22 protein-coding genes are annotated in these 22,473 nt (G+C 54.9%); 6 read left to right on the forward strand and 16 right to left on the reverse strand.

What is annotated here, in order from left to right:
- The first annotated feature begins 55 nt into the window (after positions 1–55).
- Positions 56–1,153, forward strand: a complete 1,098-nt coding sequence (locus BUB44_RS15950) for an NAD(P)/FAD-dependent oxidoreductase (protein WP_073162878.1) — start codon at positions 56–58, stop codon at positions 1,151–1,153.
- Here the strand turns inward: BUB44_RS15950 and BUB44_RS02245 are convergent.
- Positions 1,112–2,227 (reverse strand): GerAB/ArcD/ProY family transporter, encoded by a 1,116-nt coding sequence (locus BUB44_RS02245; RefSeq protein WP_073162879.1) that lies wholly within the window; start codon positions 2,225–2,227, stop codon positions 1,112–1,114. The genes BUB44_RS15950 and BUB44_RS02245 overlap by 42 nt on opposite strands.
- 120 nt (positions 2,228–2,347) lie before the next feature.
- On the opposite strand from BUB44_RS02245, the gene BUB44_RS02250 reads away from it, so the two are divergent.
- A complete protein-coding gene (locus tag BUB44_RS02250) occupies positions 2,348–3,448 on the forward strand; it encodes an NAD(P)/FAD-dependent oxidoreductase (protein ID WP_073162881.1) in 1,101 nt (366 codons plus the stop codon).
- Positions 3,449–3,518: 70 nt separating this feature from the next.
- Here BUB44_RS02250 and ftsY read toward each other — a convergent pair whose 3' ends face one another.
- The 15 genes from ftsY to BUB44_RS02325 form a co-directional block, all read right to left on the reverse strand.
- Positions 3,519–4,427, reverse strand: a complete 909-nt coding sequence (gene ftsY / locus BUB44_RS02255) for a signal recognition particle-docking protein FtsY (protein WP_073162883.1) — start codon at positions 4,425–4,427, stop codon at positions 3,519–3,521.
- A 24-nt stretch (positions 4,428–4,451) separates the two neighbouring features.
- On the reverse strand, positions 4,452–5,162 hold the full coding sequence (gene rnc, locus BUB44_RS02260; RefSeq protein WP_073162885.1) for a ribonuclease III: 711 nt from the start codon (positions 5,160–5,162) through the stop codon (positions 4,452–4,454).
- Between the two features lie 26 nt (positions 5,163–5,188).
- The gene (gene fabF, locus BUB44_RS02265) at positions 5,189–6,424 is read right to left on the reverse strand and encodes a beta-ketoacyl-ACP synthase II (protein WP_073162887.1); all 1,236 of its coding nucleotides are present in this window, start codon (positions 6,422–6,424) and stop codon (positions 5,189–5,191) included.
- Positions 6,425–6,500: 76 nt separating this feature from the next.
- The gene (gene acpP / locus BUB44_RS02270) at positions 6,501–6,731 is read right to left on the reverse strand and encodes an acyl carrier protein (RefSeq protein ID WP_013823343.1); all 231 of its coding nucleotides are present in this window, start codon (positions 6,729–6,731) and stop codon (positions 6,501–6,503) included.
- Positions 6,732–6,774: 43 nt separating this feature from the next.
- Entirely contained in the window at positions 6,775–7,524 is a 750-nt protein-coding gene (gene fabG / locus BUB44_RS02275; protein ID WP_073162889.1) for a 3-oxoacyl-[acyl-carrier-protein] reductase, read from the reverse strand.
- Position 7,525: 1 nt separating this feature from the next.
- The gene (gene fabD / locus BUB44_RS02280; RefSeq protein WP_073162891.1) at positions 7,526–8,464 is read right to left on the reverse strand and encodes an ACP S-malonyltransferase; all 939 of its coding nucleotides are present in this window, start codon (positions 8,462–8,464) and stop codon (positions 7,526–7,528) included.
- A complete protein-coding gene (fabK, locus tag BUB44_RS02285; protein WP_073162942.1) occupies positions 8,461–9,414 on the reverse strand; it encodes an enoyl-[acyl-carrier-protein] reductase FabK in 954 nt (317 codons plus the stop codon). Before fabK ends, fabD begins: the two co-directional genes overlap by 4 nt.
- A 39-nt stretch (positions 9,415–9,453) precedes the next feature.
- Positions 9,454–10,461, reverse strand: coding sequence for a beta-ketoacyl-ACP synthase III (locus tag BUB44_RS02290; RefSeq protein WP_073162893.1), 1,008 nt, complete (start codon positions 10,459–10,461; stop codon positions 9,454–9,456).
- The gene (gene plsX, locus BUB44_RS02295) at positions 10,461–11,474 is read right to left on the reverse strand and encodes a phosphate acyltransferase PlsX (protein ID WP_073162895.1); all 1,014 of its coding nucleotides are present in this window, start codon (positions 11,472–11,474) and stop codon (positions 10,461–10,463) included. Before plsX ends, BUB44_RS02290 begins: the two co-directional genes overlap by 1 nt.
- Positions 11,471–12,049 (reverse strand): transcription factor FapR, encoded by a 579-nt coding sequence (gene fapR, locus BUB44_RS02300; protein ID WP_073162897.1) that lies wholly within the window; start codon positions 12,047–12,049, stop codon positions 11,471–11,473. The genes plsX and fapR overlap by 4 nt, the downstream gene beginning before the upstream one ends.
- Before the next feature lie 165 nt (positions 12,050–12,214).
- A complete protein-coding gene (gene rpmF / locus BUB44_RS02305) occupies positions 12,215–12,391 on the reverse strand; it encodes a 50S ribosomal protein L32 (protein WP_027356547.1) in 177 nt (58 codons plus the stop codon).
- A gap of 33 nt (positions 12,392–12,424) precedes the next feature.
- Positions 12,425–12,952 carry a YceD family protein gene (locus BUB44_RS02310; RefSeq protein WP_073162898.1) on the reverse strand — a complete coding sequence of 176 codons (528 nt, stop codon included), beginning with the start codon at positions 12,950–12,952 and terminating at the stop codon, positions 12,425–12,427.
- 137 nt (positions 12,953–13,089) lie between these two features.
- The gene (locus BUB44_RS02315) at positions 13,090–14,139 is read right to left on the reverse strand and encodes a phosphotransacetylase family protein (RefSeq protein WP_073162900.1); all 1,050 of its coding nucleotides are present in this window, start codon (positions 14,137–14,139) and stop codon (positions 13,090–13,092) included.
- Between the two features lie 12 nt (positions 14,140–14,151).
- Positions 14,152–16,254: an acetate--CoA ligase alpha subunit gene (acs, locus tag BUB44_RS02320; protein ID WP_073162902.1), complete on the reverse strand. Its 2,103-nt coding sequence runs from the start codon at positions 16,252–16,254 to the stop codon at positions 14,152–14,154.
- A 270-nt stretch (positions 16,255–16,524) separates the two neighbouring features.
- The gene (locus tag BUB44_RS02325; RefSeq protein ID WP_073162904.1) at positions 16,525–17,256 is read right to left on the reverse strand and encodes a tRNA 2-thiocytidine biosynthesis TtcA family protein; all 732 of its coding nucleotides are present in this window, start codon (positions 17,254–17,256) and stop codon (positions 16,525–16,527) included.
- 137 nt (positions 17,257–17,393) lie between these two features.
- Between BUB44_RS02325 and BUB44_RS02330 the strand changes: the two genes are divergently transcribed.
- From BUB44_RS02330 to BUB44_RS02345, 4 genes are all read left to right on the forward strand, one after another.
- Complete coding sequence (locus BUB44_RS02330) at positions 17,394–18,311, forward strand: selenium metabolism-associated LysR family transcriptional regulator (RefSeq protein WP_073162906.1); 918 nt, start codon at positions 17,394–17,396, stop codon at positions 18,309–18,311.
- Positions 18,312–18,552: 241 nt separating this feature from the next.
- Positions 18,553–20,175, forward strand: coding sequence for a spore germination protein (locus tag BUB44_RS02335; RefSeq protein ID WP_242655805.1), 1,623 nt, complete (start codon positions 18,553–18,555; stop codon positions 20,173–20,175).
- 5 nt (positions 20,176–20,180) lie between these two features.
- The gene (locus tag BUB44_RS02340) at positions 20,181–21,278 is read left to right on the forward strand and encodes a GerAB/ArcD/ProY family transporter (protein WP_073162908.1); all 1,098 of its coding nucleotides are present in this window, start codon (positions 20,181–20,183) and stop codon (positions 21,276–21,278) included.
- Complete coding sequence (locus BUB44_RS02345; RefSeq protein ID WP_073162909.1) at positions 21,275–22,471, forward strand: Ger(x)C family spore germination protein; 1,197 nt, start codon at positions 21,275–21,277, stop codon at positions 22,469–22,471. The genes BUB44_RS02340 and BUB44_RS02345 overlap by 4 nt, the downstream gene beginning before the upstream one ends.
- Positions 22,472–22,473 lie beyond the last annotated feature (2 nt).

Raw genomic sequence — 22,473 nt, forward strand, 5'->3', positions numbered from 1 at the left:
CAGCGGCTCATAATATCCCCCGCTCTAACCAACAATATGTTACGGGTGAGTAAAATTGCGTGTTGCCATCATAGGAGCCGGTCCCAGCGGCCTGGCCTGTGCCCTGGAACTGCAACGCCAGGGCGTTAAACCGGTTATCTTCGAGCGGTTTCACCGCACCGGCCACCCGGTGGAACGGGTGGATGTACTCTTAAACCTGCCGTGGCACCCTGTAAAGAACCAGCTGGCCTACCTGGCCAGACGTTACCATCTTCAACTTCATCCCCTGGCTCCCCTGCACACCATTATCATGCACAGCCCCGGCCACCGGGCCGTTATACGGTCGCGCCTGGGTTACCTCCTCTACCGGGGTCGTTCACCTCTTTCCATCGAAAACCAACTGGCAGCCCGGCTCACCTGTCCCGTTATCTTTGAAACCATTGCTGACCCGCAGGCTCTGGCCAGGGAATATGACTGGGTGGTGGTTGCCACCGGGGACAGCAAAGCCACCCGCCAGCTGGGCCTGTGGCTGGAACATTCCCGAATAATTATCAGGGGAGCCCTGGTACTGGGGGAATTCGAACCCCATACCTTCCACGTTTTCTGGGACACCCGCTTCGCCAAACATGGCTACGGCTACCTGGCACCCTTTGATGCCGGGCGGGCCTGTTTATACCTCATGGTAGGGGGCATCACGCCCGCCGACATGGACGATTACTGGGAACTCTTTCTGGAATCGAAAAAACTGCATTATCCCGTCGTACAAACCTGTGAGATGGAATTTCACACCGGGCGGGCAACCGGTCACCAGTTGGGCAACATCCTCCTGGTGGGCAACAGCGGTGGATTTTTCAGCAACCTCTTTGGACTGGGCCTTTTCCCCGGGGTGATCAGCGGGGTGCTGGCCGCCAGGGCTATTTTAAGGGGTGATAATTACGAAAGATTGATAAGACCCCTGATCCAGAGAATAGAACAGTTGAACGAGCTGCGTTGCAAACTGGACAAACTGGACAACCGCGGCCTGGACCGCCTGGTGGGCATCCTGGGAATGCCCGGTATCAAGCAGCTGATCTATTACTCCGGCCTGGATGTAATTCCCGCAATTCAGGCCGCCCTGACCTGGTTTGACAGGCTAACCTTTCGCCCGCCACCCGCGCAGCCACGCCACCACTAAAAGCAACAGGGGAATGAGCAGGGCGTGGGATAAAGAGTATCCGGGGAAAATTTTTAACTCCGTATAAAGGAGATCGCTCAGGCCATGATATGCCATAACCGATAAGGCCACCATCAGGATGCCCACTGGAACCACCAGGGGACGGTAGTTGCGCAGGCCCAGCCACTGGGCCAACCCCAGAGCTACGGCGTAGTAAACCAGGGCTACCTTGACAAAAATGCCTCCCACCCAGATAGCCGCGATTACAATATCCAGGTAGGTCCTCTGGGGTCCCAGCCTGATAACCCGCACCATTTCCAGGGCCGGGAAATTCATGGCGGCGGTAACCTCCGCGGTGAAAAGGCCAATGGCCAGCACACCGATCAGCATGGCCGCTCCCAACCCCAGAAGCGCCCACAGGCCATTTAGTCCTACCCGATTCCGGTCCTGCAAATAAGGGTAAAGCATCAAAATAATGATAATTTCAGCAATGGTAGAAGCTAAAATGACACCTCCCCAGTTGACCGGCCCCAGGCCTTTTTCCAGTACGGGCAGATATTGCCCGAAATCAACCTGGGGCAAAGAGCCCAGGCCCACAAATAAAAGGGCAGCGATCCCCAGCGGGAGCAAAATCCCATTGACCCGGGCTATCACCTCCAGCCCGCCAAACAGGGCATAGCAGGCTACCAGTACGACGCTGGCGGCAAAAATAACCAGAGGGGTGCGGGGCATAAAGGAAGATTTCATAATTTCAACCAGAATGCGGACGATGGAGGCTCCGACAAAAAAGAAATAAACCAGCAGCAGCATTCCAATGAGACCGCCCAGGAAAGGTCCCAGAATTTCCTTGCTGTAATGGATTATCGTCTGGCGGGGAAAGCGGGAGGCCAGAGTTACGGCCACCGCCCAGATAACCAGGGCGTAGACCACCGCCAGGAACACGGCTATCCAGGCATCCCGTCCGGCCACACCGGCCACCACTGCCGGCAGGTAAACATCGACGGTGGAAATAATCAGGGTAAAGAGCAGCATGGCCATCTGGCGGGAGGAAATCCGTCCCTCTTCAATCAGATTGCCCCTCCCATCCTGCTGCAACCACCTCACCCCCTTTTTTCCATATTGTGTATAAAAGAAAAGGGGGATATACATCCCCTGGAGTGCAAGAAAAACGCCCCAGGTACACAAATGTCGAACCTCGGAAAGGGAGGAATGGGGATGGCTCGCTCCTCACCCCGCATTGCCATTATCGGTGCTGGCATTTCCGGCCTGGCCTGCGCCCTGGAACTGGAGCGCCATGGCATCACCCCGGCCATATTTGAGCAAAGATCCCACCCCGGGGAAACCTTCAGCCATGTAGGCGGTATCCTGCAACTGCTGTCCCGGCCCATTAAAGACCAGATGGATTTCCTGATAAAAAGATTGCACCTGCCCCTCAGGCCCCTGGCCCCCTGGAAAAAAGTAATCATGCACATGCCCGGAGTCACCCGTACTGTTACCGGACACCTGGGTTATTTCCTGCAGCGGGGACAGGACGAGAACTCCACCGAAAGCCAGCTCTACTCCCTCTTGAAAACGCCAGTATACTTCAACCACCATGCCCGCTGGCAGGAACTGGCACAACACTACGATTATGTGGTGGTAGCCGACGGTACGCCAATGGTGGCGCGTACCCTGGGCTGCTGGCAGGATTTCTTACAAACCTGGGTGCGGGGAGCAGTGGTACTGGGGAACTTTGACCCCCATACCCTGCACATGTGGATGAACACCGAGTACGCGCGGCAAACTTATGCCTACCTCACCCCTTTCAACAACCACCGCGCCTCGCTGATTTTAATCGTCAGTAACAGCAATGCCGACGAAGTGGAAGAGAAGTGGCGCCTGTTCTGGGAAATGGAAAAGCTTGATTACCAGGTGCTGGACAACTTTTCTGTCCAGCATACCAGCGGTTACTGCTACCCGCCGCAGGTGGGGAACGTCCTGCTGGTGGGCAATGCCGGGGGCTTTATGGAACCGTTTTTGGGATTCGGCGTCATGGCCGCCATCAGGAGCGGGGTTTATGCCGGCCGGGCCCTGGCCCGGGGAAAATCCTATATTGATCTGACCCGCGATTTGCGCCGCAAAATCACGCGCCTGGTTATCCTGCGCCGGATGCTCAACAACATGGATAATGAAGATTTTGACAGGCTGGTTAAGTTGATTACCGCCCCCGGGATAAAGCAACTCATTTACAACACCAACATTGACGTCCTGAAATACGGCACGGGATTGCTGAACCTCCTGCAGCAATTGAAGCAAAAAATCCGCCCCGGGACATAAGAAATCGGGGTGGCAGCTTCCCCCCTGTCCCTGAGGGGGAAACCGCCACCCATCCCCCACAATAATTTTATTAATCAAACAGGGCGGCTGCAAACTCCTGGGGATTGAAGGGCTGCAGGTCCTCCACTCCTTCACCAATGCCGATAAATTTAACCGGTATGTTCAGCATCCGGCGAATACCTATAATTACACCGCCCCTGGCAGTGCCATCCAGTTTAGTAAGGACAATCCCCGTAACACCGGTAGCCTCACTGAAGAGGCGGGCCTGGGAAATGGCATTCTGCCCGGTAGTGGCATCCAGAACCAGCAACACCTCGTGGGGGGCTCCAGACAACTCCCGTCCCAGCACCCGGCGGATTTTTTTCAGTTCTTCCATAAGGTTGCTTTTGGTATGCAACCTGCCGGCAGTATCAATAATAAGCATGTCCATTTTCCGTGCCCGGGCCGCCTGCAGGGCATCATAGGCCACGGCCGCCGGATCGGAACCTTCCCTGTGTTTGATAACATCCACTCCCACCCGCCGGCCCCAGATCTCCAGCTGATCGATAGCTGCCGCCCGGAAGGTATCTGCTGCTCCCAGCAGCACCCGCTCACCCCGGGTTTTGTAGTAATAGGCCAGCTTGCCGATGGTTGTAGTTTTACCCACCCCATTTACTCCTACCACCAGGATTACCGTCGGGGGACCACCCCGGTTGAGGGAAGAATCCCCCGTACCCAGTTCGTCTGTGATAAGTTCCTGCAAAAGGGGCTTCAACCGGGCGGGATCTCTCAATTTCTGCTCCTTAACCCGCCGGCGCAGGGTTTCCATTAACTCCAGCGACGTTTCCACCCCCACGTCGGCCCCGATCAGTGCCTCTTCCAGTTCTTCATAAAGGCTTTCATCAATAACCTGACGCCCGGTGATCAGGTTTTCTATTTTTTCTACCAGGCCCTGACGGGTTTTACTTAAACTCTCCTTCAGCCGGTTGAAAAATCCCATATTTAAAAAAACCTCCTGTTACCCCTACCCCTGGAGATATCCCAGCCTGGCCAGCGCCTGGCAAGCAGCCTGTTGCTCTGCCTCTTTTTTTGAACGTCCCTGCCCCCGGCCCATTTCCCTGCCTTGAAAATACACCGCAGCAGTAAACGTTTTGTGATGATCGGGCCCTTCTTCATGTAAGATGGTATAGTTAATGTCCACCACACCTTCTTCCTGCAGGATTTCCTGCAGTTCTGTCTTATAATCCCGTTCCATACGACCTTCCAGAACATCATTAATAACCGGTTCCAGGAACTTCAGGGCAACCTTTCTGGCTACCTCCAGCCCCTGATCCAGATAAATGGCCCCCAGAAGGGCTTCAAAGGCATCGGCCAGGATGGAGGGACGTTCACGGCCCCCCGAACGTTCTTCCCCGCGGCCCATGTAAAGGCTGAAACCCAGCTCCAGATTCCGGGCAATGCGGGCCAGGGAAGGTTCGCAGACTATTGCCGCCCGCAGCCTGGTCAATTCCCCCTCGGTATGCCCGGGATAGGTGCGGTAAAGATAATCGCTTACCACCAGCTCCAGCACAGCATCGCCTAGAAACTCCAAGCGCTGGTTATTTTCCTGCCCCCGGCAATTCTTTTCGTAGGCATAGGAGCTGTGGGTCAGGGCCAGGTGCAGAAGGTCTTCATTTTGCCAGTTAAACCCCAATCTTTCCTTTAAAATTTTTATTTTTTCCTGATTATGAGCCATTTTACCACCATTTTATCCTTTTACCCTTAAAACTTACGGAATATAAGGGTAGCGTTATGGCCTCCAAAACCAAAGGAATTACTCAGGGCCACCTCCACAGGCACCCTGCGGGCCTGATTCGGCACATAGTCCAGGTCGCACTCCGGGTCCGGCTCTTCATAATTAATGGTAGGAGGAATTATTCCGTGGTAAAGAGCCAGCACACAGACAACCGCCTCCAGCCCCCCTGCCGCCCCCAGCAGGTGACCGGTCATGGATTTGGTGGAACTGACGGCCAGGCGGTAAGCATGCTCACCAAAAACACGCTTAATGGCCACCGTTTCCAGCCGGTCGCCAAGTGGAGTGGAGGTGCCGTGAGCATTGATGTAATCAACCTTTTCCGGCGGAAGACCGGCATCCTTAAGGGCCAGCTCCATGGACAACGATGCCCCGCTGCCCTCGGGATCGGGTGCAGTAATGTGGTAGGCATCGCAGCTGGTCCCGTACCCGGCTACCTCGGCATAAATGCGGGCGTTACGGCGCCGGGCATGCTCCAGGGTTTCCAGAACCAGAATAGCCGCTCCCTCACCAATGACGAAACCATCCCGCCCGGCATCAAAAGGCCGGCTGGCCTTTTCCGGTTGCTCATTGCGGGTGGAAAGGGCCTTCATGGCTGAAAAGCCTGCTACTGCCAGAGGAGTAATGGGGGCTTCACTGCCGCCGGTGATCATCACGTCCGCATAGCCCCACTGGAGCAGGCGGAAAGCATCGCCCACAGCATGGCTGCTGGATGCACAGGCGCTGGTAACGGTCAAATTACACCCCCGCAGCTGGTGGGTAATGGCAATCTGCCCTGCTCCCATGTTGGCAATCATCATGGGAATGAAGAAAGGGCTCACCCGCCCCGGGCCCCGTTTTAAAAGAACCCGGTGCTGCTCCTCCAGGGTCTCTATACCGCCGATGCCCGAACCCAGGATAACGCCCACCCGGTCCCTATCAACCTCTTCCAGGTTCAGGTTGGCATCCTCCAGGGCCATACTGGTAGCAGCCAGGGCAAACTGGGTAAAGCGGTCCATCCGGCGAGCTTCTTTTTTATCCATGAACCGGGTTGGTTCAAAATCCTTTACTTCTGCAGCAAAACGGGTGTCATAGGCACTGGCATCAAAACGGGTAATGGCCCCCACACCGCTCTTCCCCGCTGTAATATTGGCCCAAAAAGTTTCGATACCAATACCTACTGGAGATATTATCCCCAGGCCGGTGACCACAACTCTATTGGACAAAACCTTACCTCCTTAAGCAGTACGTGAAAGCATTTCAAAAAGTCCCGCGCTGGACGCGGGACCCTGAATATTAACTTTATAAATGCTCCTGAATATATCGAACGGCCTCACCCACGGTGCGGATTTTCTCTGCATCCTCATCGGGTATGGTCAGGTCAAACTCCTCTTCCAGAGCCATCACCAGTTCCACAATATCCAGGGAGTCAGCCCCCAGATCTTCAATAAAGGATGCTTCCATGGTCACTTCGGATTCATCCACACCCAGTTGCTCAACAATAATGGCTTTAACCTTCTCAAAAACGGACAAATATTTCACCCCCTTCCACTACACTCTACACAAACTTTATGTGTCAGGCCTGCATGGTTAGACCTCCGTCAACCACAATGGTTTGCCCCGTAATATATCCCGCATCCTCACTGGCCAGGAAAACAACCACCGCCGCCACTTCTTCCGGTTGCCCGAAACGACCCAGGGCAACCTGGCCAAGCATTTTTTCTTTTACGTTTTCCGGGAGAGAAGCGGTCATATCCGTCAGGATAAACCCCGGTGCCACCGCATTAACGGTGATGTTCCGCGGGCCCAGTTCCCTGGCCACCGCTTTGGTCAAACCTATAAGCCCTGCCTTGCTGGCAGCATAACTGGCCTGGCCAGCGTTACCCGTGATGCCGACTATCGAACTGATGTTTATGATACGTCCCCAGCGTGCTTTTAACATCAACCGGGAAGCCGCCTTTATGGTGTTGAACGCACCCTTTAAATTTACCTCCAGCACCCGGTCCCAATCTTCCTCGGCCAGACGCATCACCAGGTTATCCCGGGTGATGCCCGCATTATTTACCAGGATATGTACTGCTCCCAGCTGCTCAACGGCCGCATTGACCAGCTTTACCGCTTCAGCAGGTATGGAAACATCCGCCTGACATGTTACCGCCTGTCTTCCCATTTGGCGTATACGGGCAGCAACTTCCTCTGCCGCAGCAGCCTGGCCACTGTAATTTACTACCACATCCGCCCCGGCCCGGGCCAGAGCCAGGGCAATAGCCCGGCCTATCCCCCGGGAAGCACCGGTAACAATGGCCTTTTTACCGTCAAGTAACATTTTAGCCAACCTCCTTAAGGCATGCAAGGACTTTTTCCAGGGATTCCGGATCCTGAACCGACCAGCACCTGACCTGACGGTTAATTTTACGCAAAAGGCCACATAGTACCGTCCCGGGACCCACTTCAACAAAAGCCTGCACGCCGTCGGCAATAAGACGCCGCATGCTTTCCTCCCAGCGCACGGGGTTGTATACCTGCTGCACCAGGAGTTTTTTAACTTCCTCCCCGGATGTTACGTAATCAGCGGTGACATTGGCTACCACCGGAATTCGAGGATCGGCAATGGCTACCCCTTCCAGCTCCCGGGCCAGCTTTTCTCCGGCCGGGCGCATTAAGCTGGAATGGAAAGGAGCGCTCACAGCCAGGGGGACACATCGCCTGGCCCCCGCTTCCCTGGCCAGCCTGCAGGCAAGTTCCAGAGCCTCCATCTCCCCGGCTATAACCACCTGCCCCGGACAGTTGAGGTTAACCGCTTCCACCACCCCCGAGCCGGATACCCGCTGGCAGATTTCCTGAACCGTGGGAACCTCCAGGCCCAGAACGGCAGCCATACCACCTGTCCCCAGAGGTACAGCCTCCTGCATAAACTGGCCCCGCTTGCGTACAATTTTTACCGCCTCGGCAAAGTTCATGGCCTCCGCTGCTATCAGCGCGCTGTATTCCCCCAGGCTGTGACCGGCTACCACATCCGGTACCACCCCCCTTTCCTGCAGTACCCGTAAGCAGGCCACACTTACCGTAAGGATGGCAGGCTGGGCGTTCACCGTATGCTGGAGCTCCTCCGCCGGTCCATCAAAGCAGAGGCGGCTTAAAGTAAAACCTAAAGAAGCATCGGCTTCCGCAAAGACCTGCCGCGCAGCCGGGTAGCATTCATAAAGCTGACGGCCCATTCCAGCATATTGCGAGCCCTGGCCGGGAAAGATGAAAGCCAGCTTCACTTCCCGGTCACCACCCAGCGGGAAGCTGAAGACAGCAGCTCGGCTGCACCCCGTACTACGTCCATTACAATCTCCCGGGCGGGTTGAATTTCCTTGACCATGGCCGAAACCTGCCCGGCCATTACCGATCCATATACCACATCCCCTTCAACCATGGCTGCCCGCAGCTTCCCCACGCCCAGCTTCTCCATTTCTTCCGGCGGGGCACAGCGGCTCTCCAGCTCTTCAAACTGCCTGCTCAGCTTATTGCGTAAAACCCGCACCGGATGGCCGGTGGGCCGTCCGGTAACCACCGTATCCCGGTCCCTGGCCTTAATCACCATTTCTTTTACGGCCGGGTGGATGGTACATTCCGCCGCGCACATGAATCGCGTTCCCATCTGGACACCCTGGGCGCCCAGCATAAGGGCAGCAGCCAGGCCCCGGCCATCGTAAATGCCACCAGCGGCAATAACGGGAATGTCCACCGCATCTACGACCTGCGGAACCAGGGGCAAGGTGCAGAGTTCCCCTACATGGCCGCCGCTCTCCATGCCCTCGGCAATAAGGGCATCAACCCCGCTCCTGGCCAGGCGCCGGGCCAGGGCAACCGAAGCCACCACCGGAATTACGCGGATACCTGCTTTTTTAAGGTCGGGCAGGTACTTTCCGGGGTTGCCCGCCCCGGTGGTAATTACCGGAACCCGTTCTTCCAGAAGCACCTGCATTACTTCGTCCACGAAAGGCGAGCGCAACATAACATTAACCCCGAAGGGTTTGGACGTCAATTTCCGGGCCAGGCGTACCTGCTCCCTCACCCAATCCGGAGGAGCCTGTCCGGAACCAATAATTCCCAGACCGCCGGCTTCACTGACGGCAGCTGCCAGTTCAGCAGTGGAAACCCAGGCCATCCCACCCTGAATAACAGGATATTCAATTCCCAGCAAATCGCAAAGTTTCGTGCGGATAATAGCTATCCGTCTCCCTTCTTGCTTACCTACTGGCAATTTTTAACGACGATGATCATACCAGCGCATCAGGACAGCCCCCCAGGTAAGGCCTGCCCCAAAAGCCACCAGCACCACATGATTTCCGTTTTGAATCCGCCCTGCAACCAGCGCTTCGTGCAGGGCTATAGGTATAGAGGCAGCAGAAGTATTACCATAGCGGTCCACATTAATCCAAACCCGTTCTAAAGGCAGGTCGAACCTTTTAGCAGCAGCTTCGATGATGCGGATGTTGGCCTGGTGAGGTATTAAAAAATCCAGCTCTTTCAGCCCCAGACCGGCTGCCTGTAAGACCTCCCGGCAGCCCTCTTCCATCACCCTTACAGCAAATTTAAAAACTTCCCGGCCGTTCATATGTATAAAATGCTGGTTTTTGGCCAGGGTTTCCTCCGACGCGGGGTAACGGGAAAGACCTGCCGGCAGGGATAAAAGGTGCCCCCCGCTTCCTTCCGCACCCAAACGGGTGGCCAGAATACCGTAACCTTCCGGTACCGGACCGAGAATCACTGCCCCGGCTCCGTCACCAAAAAGAACGCATGTATTGCGGTCCTTCCAGTTAACCAGCCGGCTCAGCACTTCCGTACCAATTACCAGGACATTTCTGGCCGTTCCCGAGGCTACAAACTGGCTGCCACAGGCCAGGGCGTATATAAAGCCGGTACAGCCCGCCTGAACGTCAAAGGCACCGGCTTCTCTCGCCCCCAGGGCATGCTGTACCAGGCAGGCTGTAGCCGGAAACAGCATGTCCGGGCTGTTGGTGGCCACGATTATCAGATCGATTTCCTCCGCATCCACCCCGGCATCCTCCAGGGCCCGGCGGGCAGCCTGAATGGCCAGATCGGAAGCCGCTTCATGTTCCGCAGCGATGTGGCGTGTCCGGATGCCCGTACGGGTGCGGATCCACTCGTCACTGGTATCCACCATGCGCTCCAGATCCGCGTTGGTAAGTATGCGCTCGGGCACATAAATACCTGTACCCCAAATTCCCACGGGCACAACCTGCTTGGGCATTAATTAATCCCTACTTTCTGTACTTCGGCGGTATTTTCAACGTTGCTCTTTATGGCGTCGACCAGTCCGGCTTCCACTGCCTCCCTGGCCCTTTTAATGGCGTTTTTAATTGCCCGGGCGGTTGAACTGCCGTGGCAAATAATAGATACACCATTAACTCCCAGAAGAGGTGCCCCGCCGTACTCCGCGTAATCGATACGTTTTTCAAAACACCTGAAAGCGGAAGTGGCCAGGGCAGTTCCCATTTTGGCCAGCCAGCTCCGGGTAACCTCTTCCTTGAACATCTTTAGTAAAGCGATGGCCAGTCCTTCCCCGGCTTTTAAAACAATATTACCCACAAAACCATCACAGACCACTACATCCACTGTACCGGCAAAAATGTCCCGCCCCTCCACGTTACCAGTAAAATTAATGTTCTTTGCCTGGCGCAGCAGGGGGAAAGCAGCCAGAGTAAGTTCATTACCCTTGGTCTCTTCCTCCCCCACATTCAAAAGACCAACCCGCGGGCTGGGGATACCCAGGATTTTCTCAGCATAAAGGGATCCCATAATGGCAAATTGCAATAAATGCTGGGGTTTGCAATCCACATTGGCCCCGGCATCGATGAGGAGGGTTGCCCCCCCGTTCCGGGGTAAAATGCTGGCAATTGCCGGGCGGTCAATCCCCTGAATACGCCCGAGCCCCAAAAGGGAAGCTGCCATGGCCGCCCCCGTGCTGCCGGCAGAAACCACAGCCACAGCCTCTCCTTCCCTCACCAGCCTGACAGCCTGAACTATAGAAGACTGTTTCTTCTTCCGGACTGCAACAGCTGGATGCTCCCCCATGGCTATAACTTCCGGCGCATGAAACACTTCAATTTGCTCCGGAGGTGATTGGCCCAGCCCGAGCATAATTTTCTCCTGATCCCCCACCAGGATGATCTTCTGGCGGTATTCCCTGGCCGCTTCCACTGCCCCCCGTACTATTTCCCCCGGCGCGTGGTCGCCGCCCATGGCATCAACGGCAATCTTCACTGCCGCCATACCTCCTCTGCTATGGCGAAAATAAGAAATTTTCCTTCCAGTACTGTTTCGTTATTAACCCTTGAGGCAACCCTTACCATATATTTATTGCCCTTTTTGCGCCTGACAAACGCTCTGGCCACCACTTTTTCCCCGCAGAATACCGGGCGGCGGAAACTTACCTTAGTAGTTCCGGTCAGGGCCACTTCCGCATCGCACAAAGCCACTGCCAGGGAGTTGGCCTGGGCAAATAAATAATGCCCCCGGGCCACGCGGGTGTGCCTGAAGGTCATATCTTCGGTAATGGTTAATATGGAAACTCCCGAGCGGCCCATGTTCAGTTCCACCAGTTCACCCACCAGATCGGCCTCGGACAGGGCCCGGAGCTGGCCGTAAACACCCCGGGCCACCTGCTCCAACCGTTCCCGCTTCTCCGGAATATGTAACTCAGTGCGATCCAGCCGTATGGTCTGCACGCTGACCCCCAGGATGGCGGCCAGGTCCTCATCGGTAAGGAAAGGATTTCCGCTCAGGTAACGGGCCACCAGCTGCTGCCGGCTCAGTTTTCCTGTATGACTTCTGGCCATTGCCCCATCACCATTTTTAGCACCTGGTACTAAAATAAGTATAACGGGGTTACCAGAAAAAAGCAACTTGTTCGGGGCAAAAAATTTTCCGGTAAGGCAGACAGGTTTATCGGCCTTACCGGAAACTACCCGGGCAAAACTACCCCCACAATATATAATTCCTTTTTACTGAACTTTTACTACTTCCTTAGCTTTGTAATAACCGCATTCCGGGCAAACCCGGTGGGGCAGGATTAGAGCATGACACTGGGAGCAACGCACCAGCCCTGGAGCCTCTATCTTCCAGTGAGCCCGCCGCATTCTGGCCCGGCGTTTGGAAGTTTTTCTTTTGGGAACGCCCATTTCTTCTAACCCCCTTTAACCAAAAACTATTGATCAATTTTTAAATATTTCCTTGAGCACACTCAAACGCGGATCTATTTCTTCCCTTTCACAGGTACAGGTTGCCCTGTTCAGGTTCTGGCCGCAGAAGGAACATAGGCCGCGACATTCCTCCCGGCATAGAAAGCGCATGGGCATCTCCAGTAAAATACTTTTCAAAACTTCCGGTGTAATATCAAGGACGTTGCCGGTAAAAGGTATCCACTCCTGGGCTTCCTCTGCTGATGGATCCACCGCAGGAAAGTCTTCATCATCCGCAGGATAATATACCTCGCTCAACTGGACTTCCAGCGGCAGGGAAAAAGGCTCCAGGCAGCGGCCGCAAAGAACTTTCAAAGCGCCTGTCACTTTTCCCTTCACGATAAGCGCCCTGCCGGTATTACTTATCTCCGCAAAAACCCGGGCAGGGCCATCAAAACTTAATTTCTCCCCCTGAAATTCTAAATCGGGCAGGTGAGAAGAAAGTTCCACCTCTATACTTTCCCCGGGGCTCTTTTTCAAATCTGCCACATCAATACGCATATCTTTACACCCCTTAATTTAACAAACTCAATTATATAGGGGCCCTGCTTCTTTGTCAAGGCAAAGGCCTGGGCAGGTCACCCGGCAGCGGCAAAAAAATACCGCCGGGTTATACCGGCGGCAAACATGCTGGCTGACTATTTTAACGCCTCCAGAATGGCCTCCCACTGGCAGTACTGTTCCACATTTTCCAGGGCAACTTTAATTCCGGTAACATCACCGGGCCTCAAGCGGCGGGACACATGATTAATCTTTTCAACGGTGGTGTAGGTATCGTAATGAACCAGGATCAGGGGCACCCCTTTCTCCTGGGCCCGGGCAATAACCTTAACATCGGGATAGAGCCCGCCGGTGAGGATGAGCACCGAGGTACTGGTCTCCAGGGCAGCCAGGGCAACATCCGCCCGGTCACCCCCCAGTATTACCGCCTTATCGGCAGTGCGGCGGAAATAACTCAAAGCGCTCTCGGCGGTCATAGCACCAACCACCACATCCTCCACCAGGCGGTTGAGGTTCGTGCTGCCGGCCAGAATTTCCCCTCCCAGCACCTCATAAAATTCTTCTACGGTAGGGGAAGCAATTTCCGAACGGCGCGGAATTACGCCCAGAGTCCGGTACCCGTTTTCCTCCAGTATGGGCCGGTAGACACCTTCTGTCTTGGCCAGGAGGGGACGGGGAATGTTATTGAAAATGTCGCCCAGCAAATTTACCCCCGCCGCAGTCACGCTGCGATTATAAAACAGGGCCCGGTCAAGGCTGAAATCGTTCTGGATGTTCAACACCATCAATACCCGGGCGTTCAGCTTTTTAGCCAGGGTAATGTCATCCAGATCGCAGGCGGCGTATGCGTAAGGATATATTGCCCCCCCGATGATTACCACATCCGCCCCTTCCGAAATACGCTCGTAGGCTTCCATAACACTGGAAAGGGCGTCCTTGCAACCTACTCCGGACAGGTAAGAGGGCCCGATAACCCGGGGAACCATAAATTCCAGGGGGACATCCATTCCCAGCACTTCCCGCATCAAAACAGCATCCTCGTCAACCCGTTCCGGTCCCCGGGAAGGGCTGCCAATGGGCTTGAAATATGCCACCCGGAACCCCTCTTTCTGCAGCTTCTGCGCCAGGCCCAGGGCCAGGGCCGTTTTACCGCTGGCTGGAGTGCCCATGATGTATAGATTTCTCATCAATTCAACACCTCACGATATGGTAATTTTAATATCGAGGGCACTTAAGCCCTGGTTGTAAACGAATACGGGGTTTATATCTATTTCGTTAATTTCCGGGAAGTCCAGCACAAGCCGGGCCGTACGGCCAATTGCTTCCACCAGCGCCGGCAGGTCGGCCGGCTTTTCGCCCCGGTAGCCCCGCAGGAGGGTGAAGGCCTTGGTTTCGGAAAGCATATTTTCGATCTCCTGCCGGGTGAGGCCCTGGGCCAGGCGGAAGGAAACATCTTTTAGCAGGTTAACGTAAATACCACCCAGGCCGCAGGCAATCATGGGGCCAAACTGAACATCCCGGGTCATCCCGATGATCAGCTCCACACCCTTTGGCATCATTTTCTGTACCTCTATACCGTAAACCACCGCCTGGGGCAGCAAGCGATGAACATTTTCCATTATTTCAATAAACGCCCTGCGAACTGCTTCCGGAGAATCAAGGCCGACTTTTACGCCGCCCACGTCGGTTTTGTGCAGGATCTTGGGAGAAGCCACTTTCAGGACCACCGGGTAGCCCATTTTTTCAGCTTCTTCCACTGCCTCCTCGGGAGTGGTGGCCAGGGAAATGGGAGCAGCCGGAATACCGTAGGCCCTGGCAACAGCCGCCGCTTCATTTCCCAGCAGCACCAGGCGGTTATCACGCAAAGCATCGTAAAAAACAGCTTTAACCGCCTTCTTATCCACGTCCGGGTAATCCAGATCATTACCCCCGGCAGGGGCGCTGCGGAACTCAGCGTACCTGACCAGCCCATCAATAGCCGCAATTGCCGGTTCCGGGAAAGTATAACAGGGCAAGCCTGCCTCCGACATAACCCGGGCACCTTCAGCCATGGACTCGCCACCCAGATAAACTCCCATCACGGGCTTGTGGGGATATTTCTTTTGCAGCTCAATTACAGCCCGGGTGGTTTCCAGAGGCTGGGCTACGGCAGTGGGACACATTAAAACCACCACGCTGTCCACGTTGGGATCGGCAAGGACCCTTTCCAGGGCAAAACGGTAACGGTCGGCCCTGGCGTCACCCAGAACGTCCACCGGGTTATACAGGGCGGCCTCGGCGGGCAGTCCACCGCGCAATTCCTCAATTGTTTCTTTGGTAAACCTGGCCATGGTCAGGGATCTGGCTTCCACATTGTCCGTAGCTACAATGCCTGGACCTCCGGAGTTGGTTACAATGGCCACTCTTCTGCCGGCCGGAACCGGGCAACGGGAGAAGGCAATGGCCAGTTCAAACAATTCGGTCATGGACCGGGCACGGATTACCCCGCACTGACGGAAGGCCGTGTCATAAGCCAGGTCACTGCCGGCCAATGCCCCGGTGTGCGAAGAGGCAGCCTGGGCACCGGCCTGGCTGGTGCCGGATTTGAGAATAATTACCGGCTTTTTGCGTGTGGCCTCACGAACCACTTCCAGGAAACGGGGACCATCGGCCACATCTTCCAGGTAACAGGCAATTACACGGGTATAGGGGTCGGCTGCAGCTTCTGCAATGAAATCTATTTCCGAGAGGTCTCCTTTATTACCCAGGCTGACCATCTTGCTGAAACCCAAACCCACAGAACGGCTCCAGTCCAGGATGGCAATCAGGGTGGCCCCGCTCTGGGAAAGGAAGGCAATGTCGCCTTTCAAGGGAAAAGTTTTGGTGAAGGAAGCATTAATGGGGGTGTGGGTGTCCATCATGCCCACACAGTTTGGCCCCAGCATTCGCATGCCGTACCGGTGGCAGATATCGACCAGTTCTTTTTCCAGGTCCAAACCTTCTTTACCAATCTCCTTAAAACCAGCAGTAACCACCACCAGGTTCTTAACGCCCTTGTTCCCGCATTCTCTGGCCACATCCAGGGTTTTAGCTGCCGGGACGGCAACAACAACCAGATCCACCTGTCCCGGGATAGCAGAAACCGAAGGATAAGCCTTTAAGCCTTCAATCTCTTCTTCTTTAGGATTAACCGGGTAAATCTGCCCCGAAAAACCCGATTCGATCAGGTTCTTCACTATGGAGTGCCCTACTTTACCGGGCTTTTTCGAGGCACCCACCACTGCTACTGCATTAGGGTTATAAAAGTTAGCCAGTTGTCCCACATTTTCACCCCTTTAAAAAAAGAAATTGCATAAATTCCAACGTTAAAACATAGCACATTGCACTTTTCTTTTAAAATATCCTTTGTCTTCATTATAAAGGGGTGAAATATAGGAGTAAATAGCTACTTAAACCCTAAAACAAAATAGTAATTTTATAAATAGAATGAAAGTGAGATATTAGAGACTTATAACATTATTTCAAATAAATGAACAATTCCAGACACGAATAACACGAATAAATAAAAATTAAACAAAACAATATCGCATAATTCAATTTCTTACCGGCCATAAATTGCGCAAATCTGCAGTTTTAAAAGCATTGATGAAGCGCAGGTGCAATTCTGGATAACGGGTTAACAGGCTGGCTACAAATTCCCTCATTTCCTGCCGCTTGGTCTTCCCATTAACGGGGCAGGGGTTCTCCAGTACAGGCAGGTTTTTTTGCTGCACCATTTCCCGCACCTGCTCCTGGGTTAAATAAATCAGGGGGCGGATCATGGTAATACCGCTGCGGCTCAAGTAAGTAACGGGAGAAAAAGTGCGGAACTGCCCCGTATAAAAAAGGCTCATAAAAAAGGTTTCGATGGCGTCATCCAGGTGATGCCCTAAAGCCACTTTATTGCACCCCAGATTACGGGCTGTATTGTTCAGAGCTCCCCGGCGCAGGTTGGCACACAGGGCACAGGGACTTTTCTCCCGGCGGATATCGAAAACAACCTCCGCAATATTAGTGGGTTTATAATAAAAGGGAACCCCCTCATTTTCACAGAACTCCCTCAGCGGGTTTATTTCCATCTCCCAGCCGGGATCCACATAAATGCCGTGCAGGGAAAATTTAATGGGTGCTACCCGCCGGACTTGATTCAGAATATGCAACAGCAGGCTGCTGTCCTTTCCACCGGAAAGACCCACCGCCACCCGATCGCCATCGGAAATCATGCCGTAATCAACTATGGCCTTTTTTACCCTGGTTACCACATACCGCTGAAATTCCTTGTTCAAGATTGAACAGCTCCTTGAACTTTTATAAAATATCATAACAAGTACACACAACCTAATTATATTTGCCGGTATTGTCCTGTCAAAGGTAAATAACAACAATAACAATATCAATCTTCCGAAAGGTGTTGTCACTTTCTATGAATATAAAACAGCTGGAAGCCTTTTTACTGGTCGCTGAACTGCGCAATTTTACCAGAACCGCCGGGCAACTGGGGATGAGCCAGCCGGCTGTTAGCTTCCAGATAAAAGCACTGGAGGAAGAGCTGGGCGTCACCCTCCTGGAGCGCAACGAAAAAAAGGTGCTGCTCACCGAGGCCGGGCGGCTACTCTACCCGGAAATCAAGCAAATGGTGCGCCATTACCGGAAAATCAGGGCCATGGTCAATGAACTCCAGGATCTGAAAAGCGGCCACCTTCTGCTGGGAGCCACCGGTATGCCCGCGGAATGCCTGCTGCCCATCTTTATTGGCGGTTTCCGGGAACAGTATCCGGGGTTCCGGATCAGTATGCAGGTGGGCAACAGTGCCGCCGTGGCCCGCTGGCTCCAGGACCGGGAGATCGATCTGGGCATCCTGGGCACGGCAACGGGTGGAGAGGACATCGAATACCATCCCTGGCTGGAAGACGAGCTCATTTTTATCGTTCCTTACTGGCACCCCTGGGCAGGTAACAGCATCTCCCTGGAAGAGCTGACCCGTGAGCCATTAATTATCCGTGAAACCGGTTCAGGCACCCGGCAGGCCCTGGAGGCCAAACTGGCCGAACACAATATCAGCGTGGAGCATTTTCCCGGCCTGCTGGAACTGGGCAGCAACCAGTCCGTGGTACAGGCAGTCCGGGCCGGGCTGGGAACAGCCGCCGTTTCCCGCCGTGCAGCCCGGGACGCCCTGAAAACAGGTAAAGTGGCCCGGGTAACCATCCCGGGACTGCAGATCCGCTGCTGCCTGTACCTGGCCTGGCCCCGGCAGGTCAGCAATGGTCCTTCCACGGCCATTTTCAGAAGCTTCCTCATGGACAGAGAGCTGTGCCGCCGCCTGCTGGGGGAAGAAGATTAAAGTCCAAATAAACAGTTTGATGGGTCTGTTTTTTAAAAGGGAGGATTTGATGTCCTCCCTTACCTTTTCTAACCGCTTCAAAGTAATGAATAATATGGCTGGCGGGGCAAAAAATAAATTATCAGGTATATAATCCCTGGATTACCGCAGGCTAAAAATGTTTTGCCGCTACACGCCCGACTTGTTAAAAAAGCAGCATCACTATATTTAAGAGAAGTTTGCCTTAGAGCAGGTGGTGCAGGTGGTCAGGTTTCTCAAGCCCCGTAAACCCGGGATGGTAAAGCAGAGCAACCAGCAGGTAAGCCAGTCCCGGGAGAGCAGCCTTCCGGATACATCCTGGAAAGAACAGGTTTTGAGCCCGGATCTGGATACCAACCTGGCGCAGATTAAAGCCATTCTGGACAGGTGCAGCGATGTGATGTACCGGGAGTTTATTTTCGCCCAGAACGAACAAATCCGGCTGGCCCTGATTTATACGGACGGTTTGACGGACAAGGAGCAAATAAGCGAACAGATAACAAAGGCCCTGGCCCTGGAAGTGGCCATGGCCGCGCCCGGCCAGGAAATCAGCAAAAGCCGGGCCCTGGAATTCATCAAGCAGCGGGGCCTGTGCGTAAATGAAATTAAGCAGACCGACAAAATACGGGAAATCATCCAGGCCATACTTTCCGGGGATAGCGTTTTACTGATGGACGGGTACGCTACGGCCATTATCAACGGCACCAGGGGCTGGGCTTCCCGCGCCATCAGCGAACCGGAAGCGGAGCCGACAGTGCGGGGGGCGCGGGATTCATTTGTGGAGACCCTGCGCACCAACACGGCTCTCCTCAGGCGCAGGATAAGCAGCCCCAACCTGAAGATAGAAGTTTTTAAACTGGGGGAGGTCACCAATACCGAAGTGGCCGTGGCTTACATCGAAGGCATCGTCAACGAGAAGCTGGTGGCGGAAGTGAAAAGCCGCCTGCAGAGGATAAAGGTCGACGCTATCCTGGAAAGCGGCTACATCGAGGAACTGATTGAGGATCATCCCTGGAGTCCTTTCCCCACGGTCAACCACACGGAAAAACCGGACCGGGCGGCGGCCATGCTCCTGGAGGGACGGGTGGCCATTCTGGTGGACGGGACCCCCTTCGTCCTCACCGTGCCCAATCTTTTTGTGGAGCACCTTCATGCTGCAGAGGACTATTACGAGCGCTTCATCTTTACCACGGCCGTGCGGGTGATCCGCTTCTTTTCCGCATTTATCTCACTGACCCTTCCCGCGCTCTATATTGCTGCGGTCAGCTTCCACCCCGAGCTGCTTCCCACCACCCTCCTTTTGAGCATCGCCGGGCAGAGGGAGGCCGTCCCCTTCCCGGTCTTCATGGAGGTGCTGGTCATGGAGCTGACCTTTGAAACCCTGAGGGAAGCCGGCATCCGCCTGCCCCGCCCCCTGGGCCAGGCGGTGAGCATTGTGGGCGCGCTGGTCATCGGGGAGGCTGCCGTACGGGCCGGCCTGGTGGCCGCCGCCACCGTCATTGTGGTGGCCTTTACCGGGATTGCTTCCTTTACCTTTGCCTACAGCGCCAGCATTGCCTTCCGGCTGCTGAGATTCACGCTCATGTTTCTTTCAGCCGCCATGGGGCTGTTCGGCCTGATCACCGGGGTTGCGCTCATCGGTATTCACCTGTGCAGCCTGCGTTCCTTCGGAGTCCCTTACCTCTCCCCGGCAGTTCCCATGACGGGGACCGACCTGAAGGACGTGGTCTTCCGGGCACCGCTGTGGGCCATGTTCACCCGCCCCCGTTTGATTGCCAGGCAGAACCAGGAAAGGCAGGAACAAAACCTGAAACCCGCACCGCCGGAAACCCGCCCGAGAGGATGAAAGCTATGCTGGAGCAGGGCAAAATTGACAGCAAGCAGGCCATTTTACTATTGATAAGCCTGGTCCTGCCCACAGCCATCCTCACCGCTCCGGCCATTACGGTAAAGCAGGCCGCCCAGGATGCCTGGCTTTCCATCATTGTGGCCACCATGGCTGGACTTCTCATTGCCGCACTGGTGACAGGGCTGAGTCTCCGCTTTCCGGGCAAGACCCTGCTTGAATACGCGGAGGAGATCCTGGGCCGGTTGCCGGGGAAGATGGTCGGACTGCTTTACATCTGGTGGTTCCTGCACGGAAATGCACTGATTCTGGACGAATACGCGTCCTTTTTATGTTCCGCCCTCATGCCCGATACTCCGGTCATTGTTTTCTTTGTCTTTGTTACCGTTGTGGCGGCTCTGGCCGTGTACAGCGGGCTGGAGGTTTTAAGCCGCTTCAACCAGCTGTTCCTGCCCCTTGTTCTGGGATTGCTCCTGGTAGTCTTTCTCCTGGCCGCCAAAGATATGGAGGTAACCAGGCTGCTGCCCGTTTTTGATAAAGATGCCGCCGCTATATTGAAGGGGGCCGTCATACCCGCCAGCTGGTTCGGGGAAATTGTCATCTTCGCCCTGCTTATTCCCTTCCTGGACCGGGCTGAAGAAGCCCCCCGGGTGGCCGTAACAGCCATTTTAATATGTGGCCTCTACCTTCTAATTTGTATTCTGGTGGTGGTAATGATTTTCGGGCCCCATGTATCAGCCCGCTGGATCTTCCCCACCTTTAACACCATCCGGGTGGTTTCCATTGCCAATTTCCTGGAACGCCTGGAGTCCATTGCCATAGCAGTATGGATGTTCGGGGGTTTCGCCAAGATCGGCATATTCTATTACGCCGCCGCCCTGAGCAGCGCCCAGTGGCTGGGGCTGAAGGATTACCGGCCCCTGGTGGCACCGGTGGGAGTAGTACTGGTGGCCCTGGCGGCCCTCTGCAGGAACATCGTTGAGCTGCTCAATTTTCTGGCTACGGCCTGGCCGCCGTACGCCCTGGGCCTTTTTGAGGCGGGTATTCCCCTGTTATTGCTGGTGGTTGCCCGGGCCAGGGGCAAAGGAGGGAGGGGTGCTTGAAAAAAAGGATTGCCGCCCTCCTTCTAATTACATTTGTAATCATCCTTGCAGGTGGTTGCTGGAGCCGCGTGGAACTAACCGAGCTGGCCATTGTCCTGGGAGCGGGAGTGGACCTGGCGGAGGACGGCCGGATTCTGCTGACCCTACAGATCGCCAGGCCCGGCGCTTTTACTGCCGGAAGCGAAGGTGGAGGCCGGGGAAAGGAAGCGGCCAGCTGGGTGATCTCCGCTGAAGGCAGGACCGTGCCGGAAGCTGAAAGGTTCCTGGCCATGAAGATCCCCCGCCACATTTACTGGGGGCACTGCATCATTCTGGTTCTGGGGGAAGAATTGGCCCGCAGGGAGGGAACAGGCATAGTTACCAATTTCTACCAGCGAGAAAGGGAGCCCCGGGAAAATATCTATGTCCTGGTCGCCAGGGGCAGGGCCAGAGATTTTCTGGAGACATATTCCAGCCTGGAAAGAACCTCGGCCCAGGCAGCGGGCTTCCTGGAAAGGATGAAAACCGGCTACACCGTTCAACTCAGGGAACTGGCGGAAATGCTGGTCAGCAGGGGAATACAGCCGGCGGTTACCGCCGTGGAAGTAACGGAGGCGGGAACCATGCCGGGCCAGGTGCCGGGGGGACCCCCCCCGCCGCAGAAGGAGGTAGGGGTGGCCGGAACGGCGGTATTCAAACAGGATAAACTGATCGGCTGGCTGGACCCCTGGGAAACCCGGGGCTTTCTCTGGCTGAAGGGTGAGATCATGAAGGGAGTAATCATCGTTCCGGGTCCGGAGCAGCCGGAAAAATTGGTCTCCATCCGTATCCGCCGGGGAAAGACAAAAATCATACCGGAATATAACGGGGAATACCCGCGCTTTCTGGTAAAAATACAGGTGGAGGGCGATATGGTGGAACAGCAGACCCGCGAAAACCTGGCCACGCCGGAAAAAATCAAACTGCTGGAAGAGGAAATGGCTTCCGAAATCAAGGCCCGGGCCGAAGCCGCTCTGGACAAAGTCCAGGGTGAATACGGGGTCGATATCTTCGGTTTTGGCGAAGCTTTCCACCGAAAATATAAAAAAGAGTGGCGGAAACTAAAATACCACTGGGACGAGGAATTTTCCCGGGCGGAAGTGGAGATTGCCGTGGATGCCCAAATCAGGGAAATCGGCCTGTTGACCAGACGGGCCGGTATCCCGGAAGAGTAATT

Origin of the sequence: Desulfofundulus australicus DSM 11792 (assembly GCF_900129285.1) — a bacterium.
Classification (GTDB): Bacteria; Bacillota; Desulfotomaculia; order Desulfotomaculales; family Desulfovirgulaceae; genus Desulfofundulus; species Desulfofundulus australicus.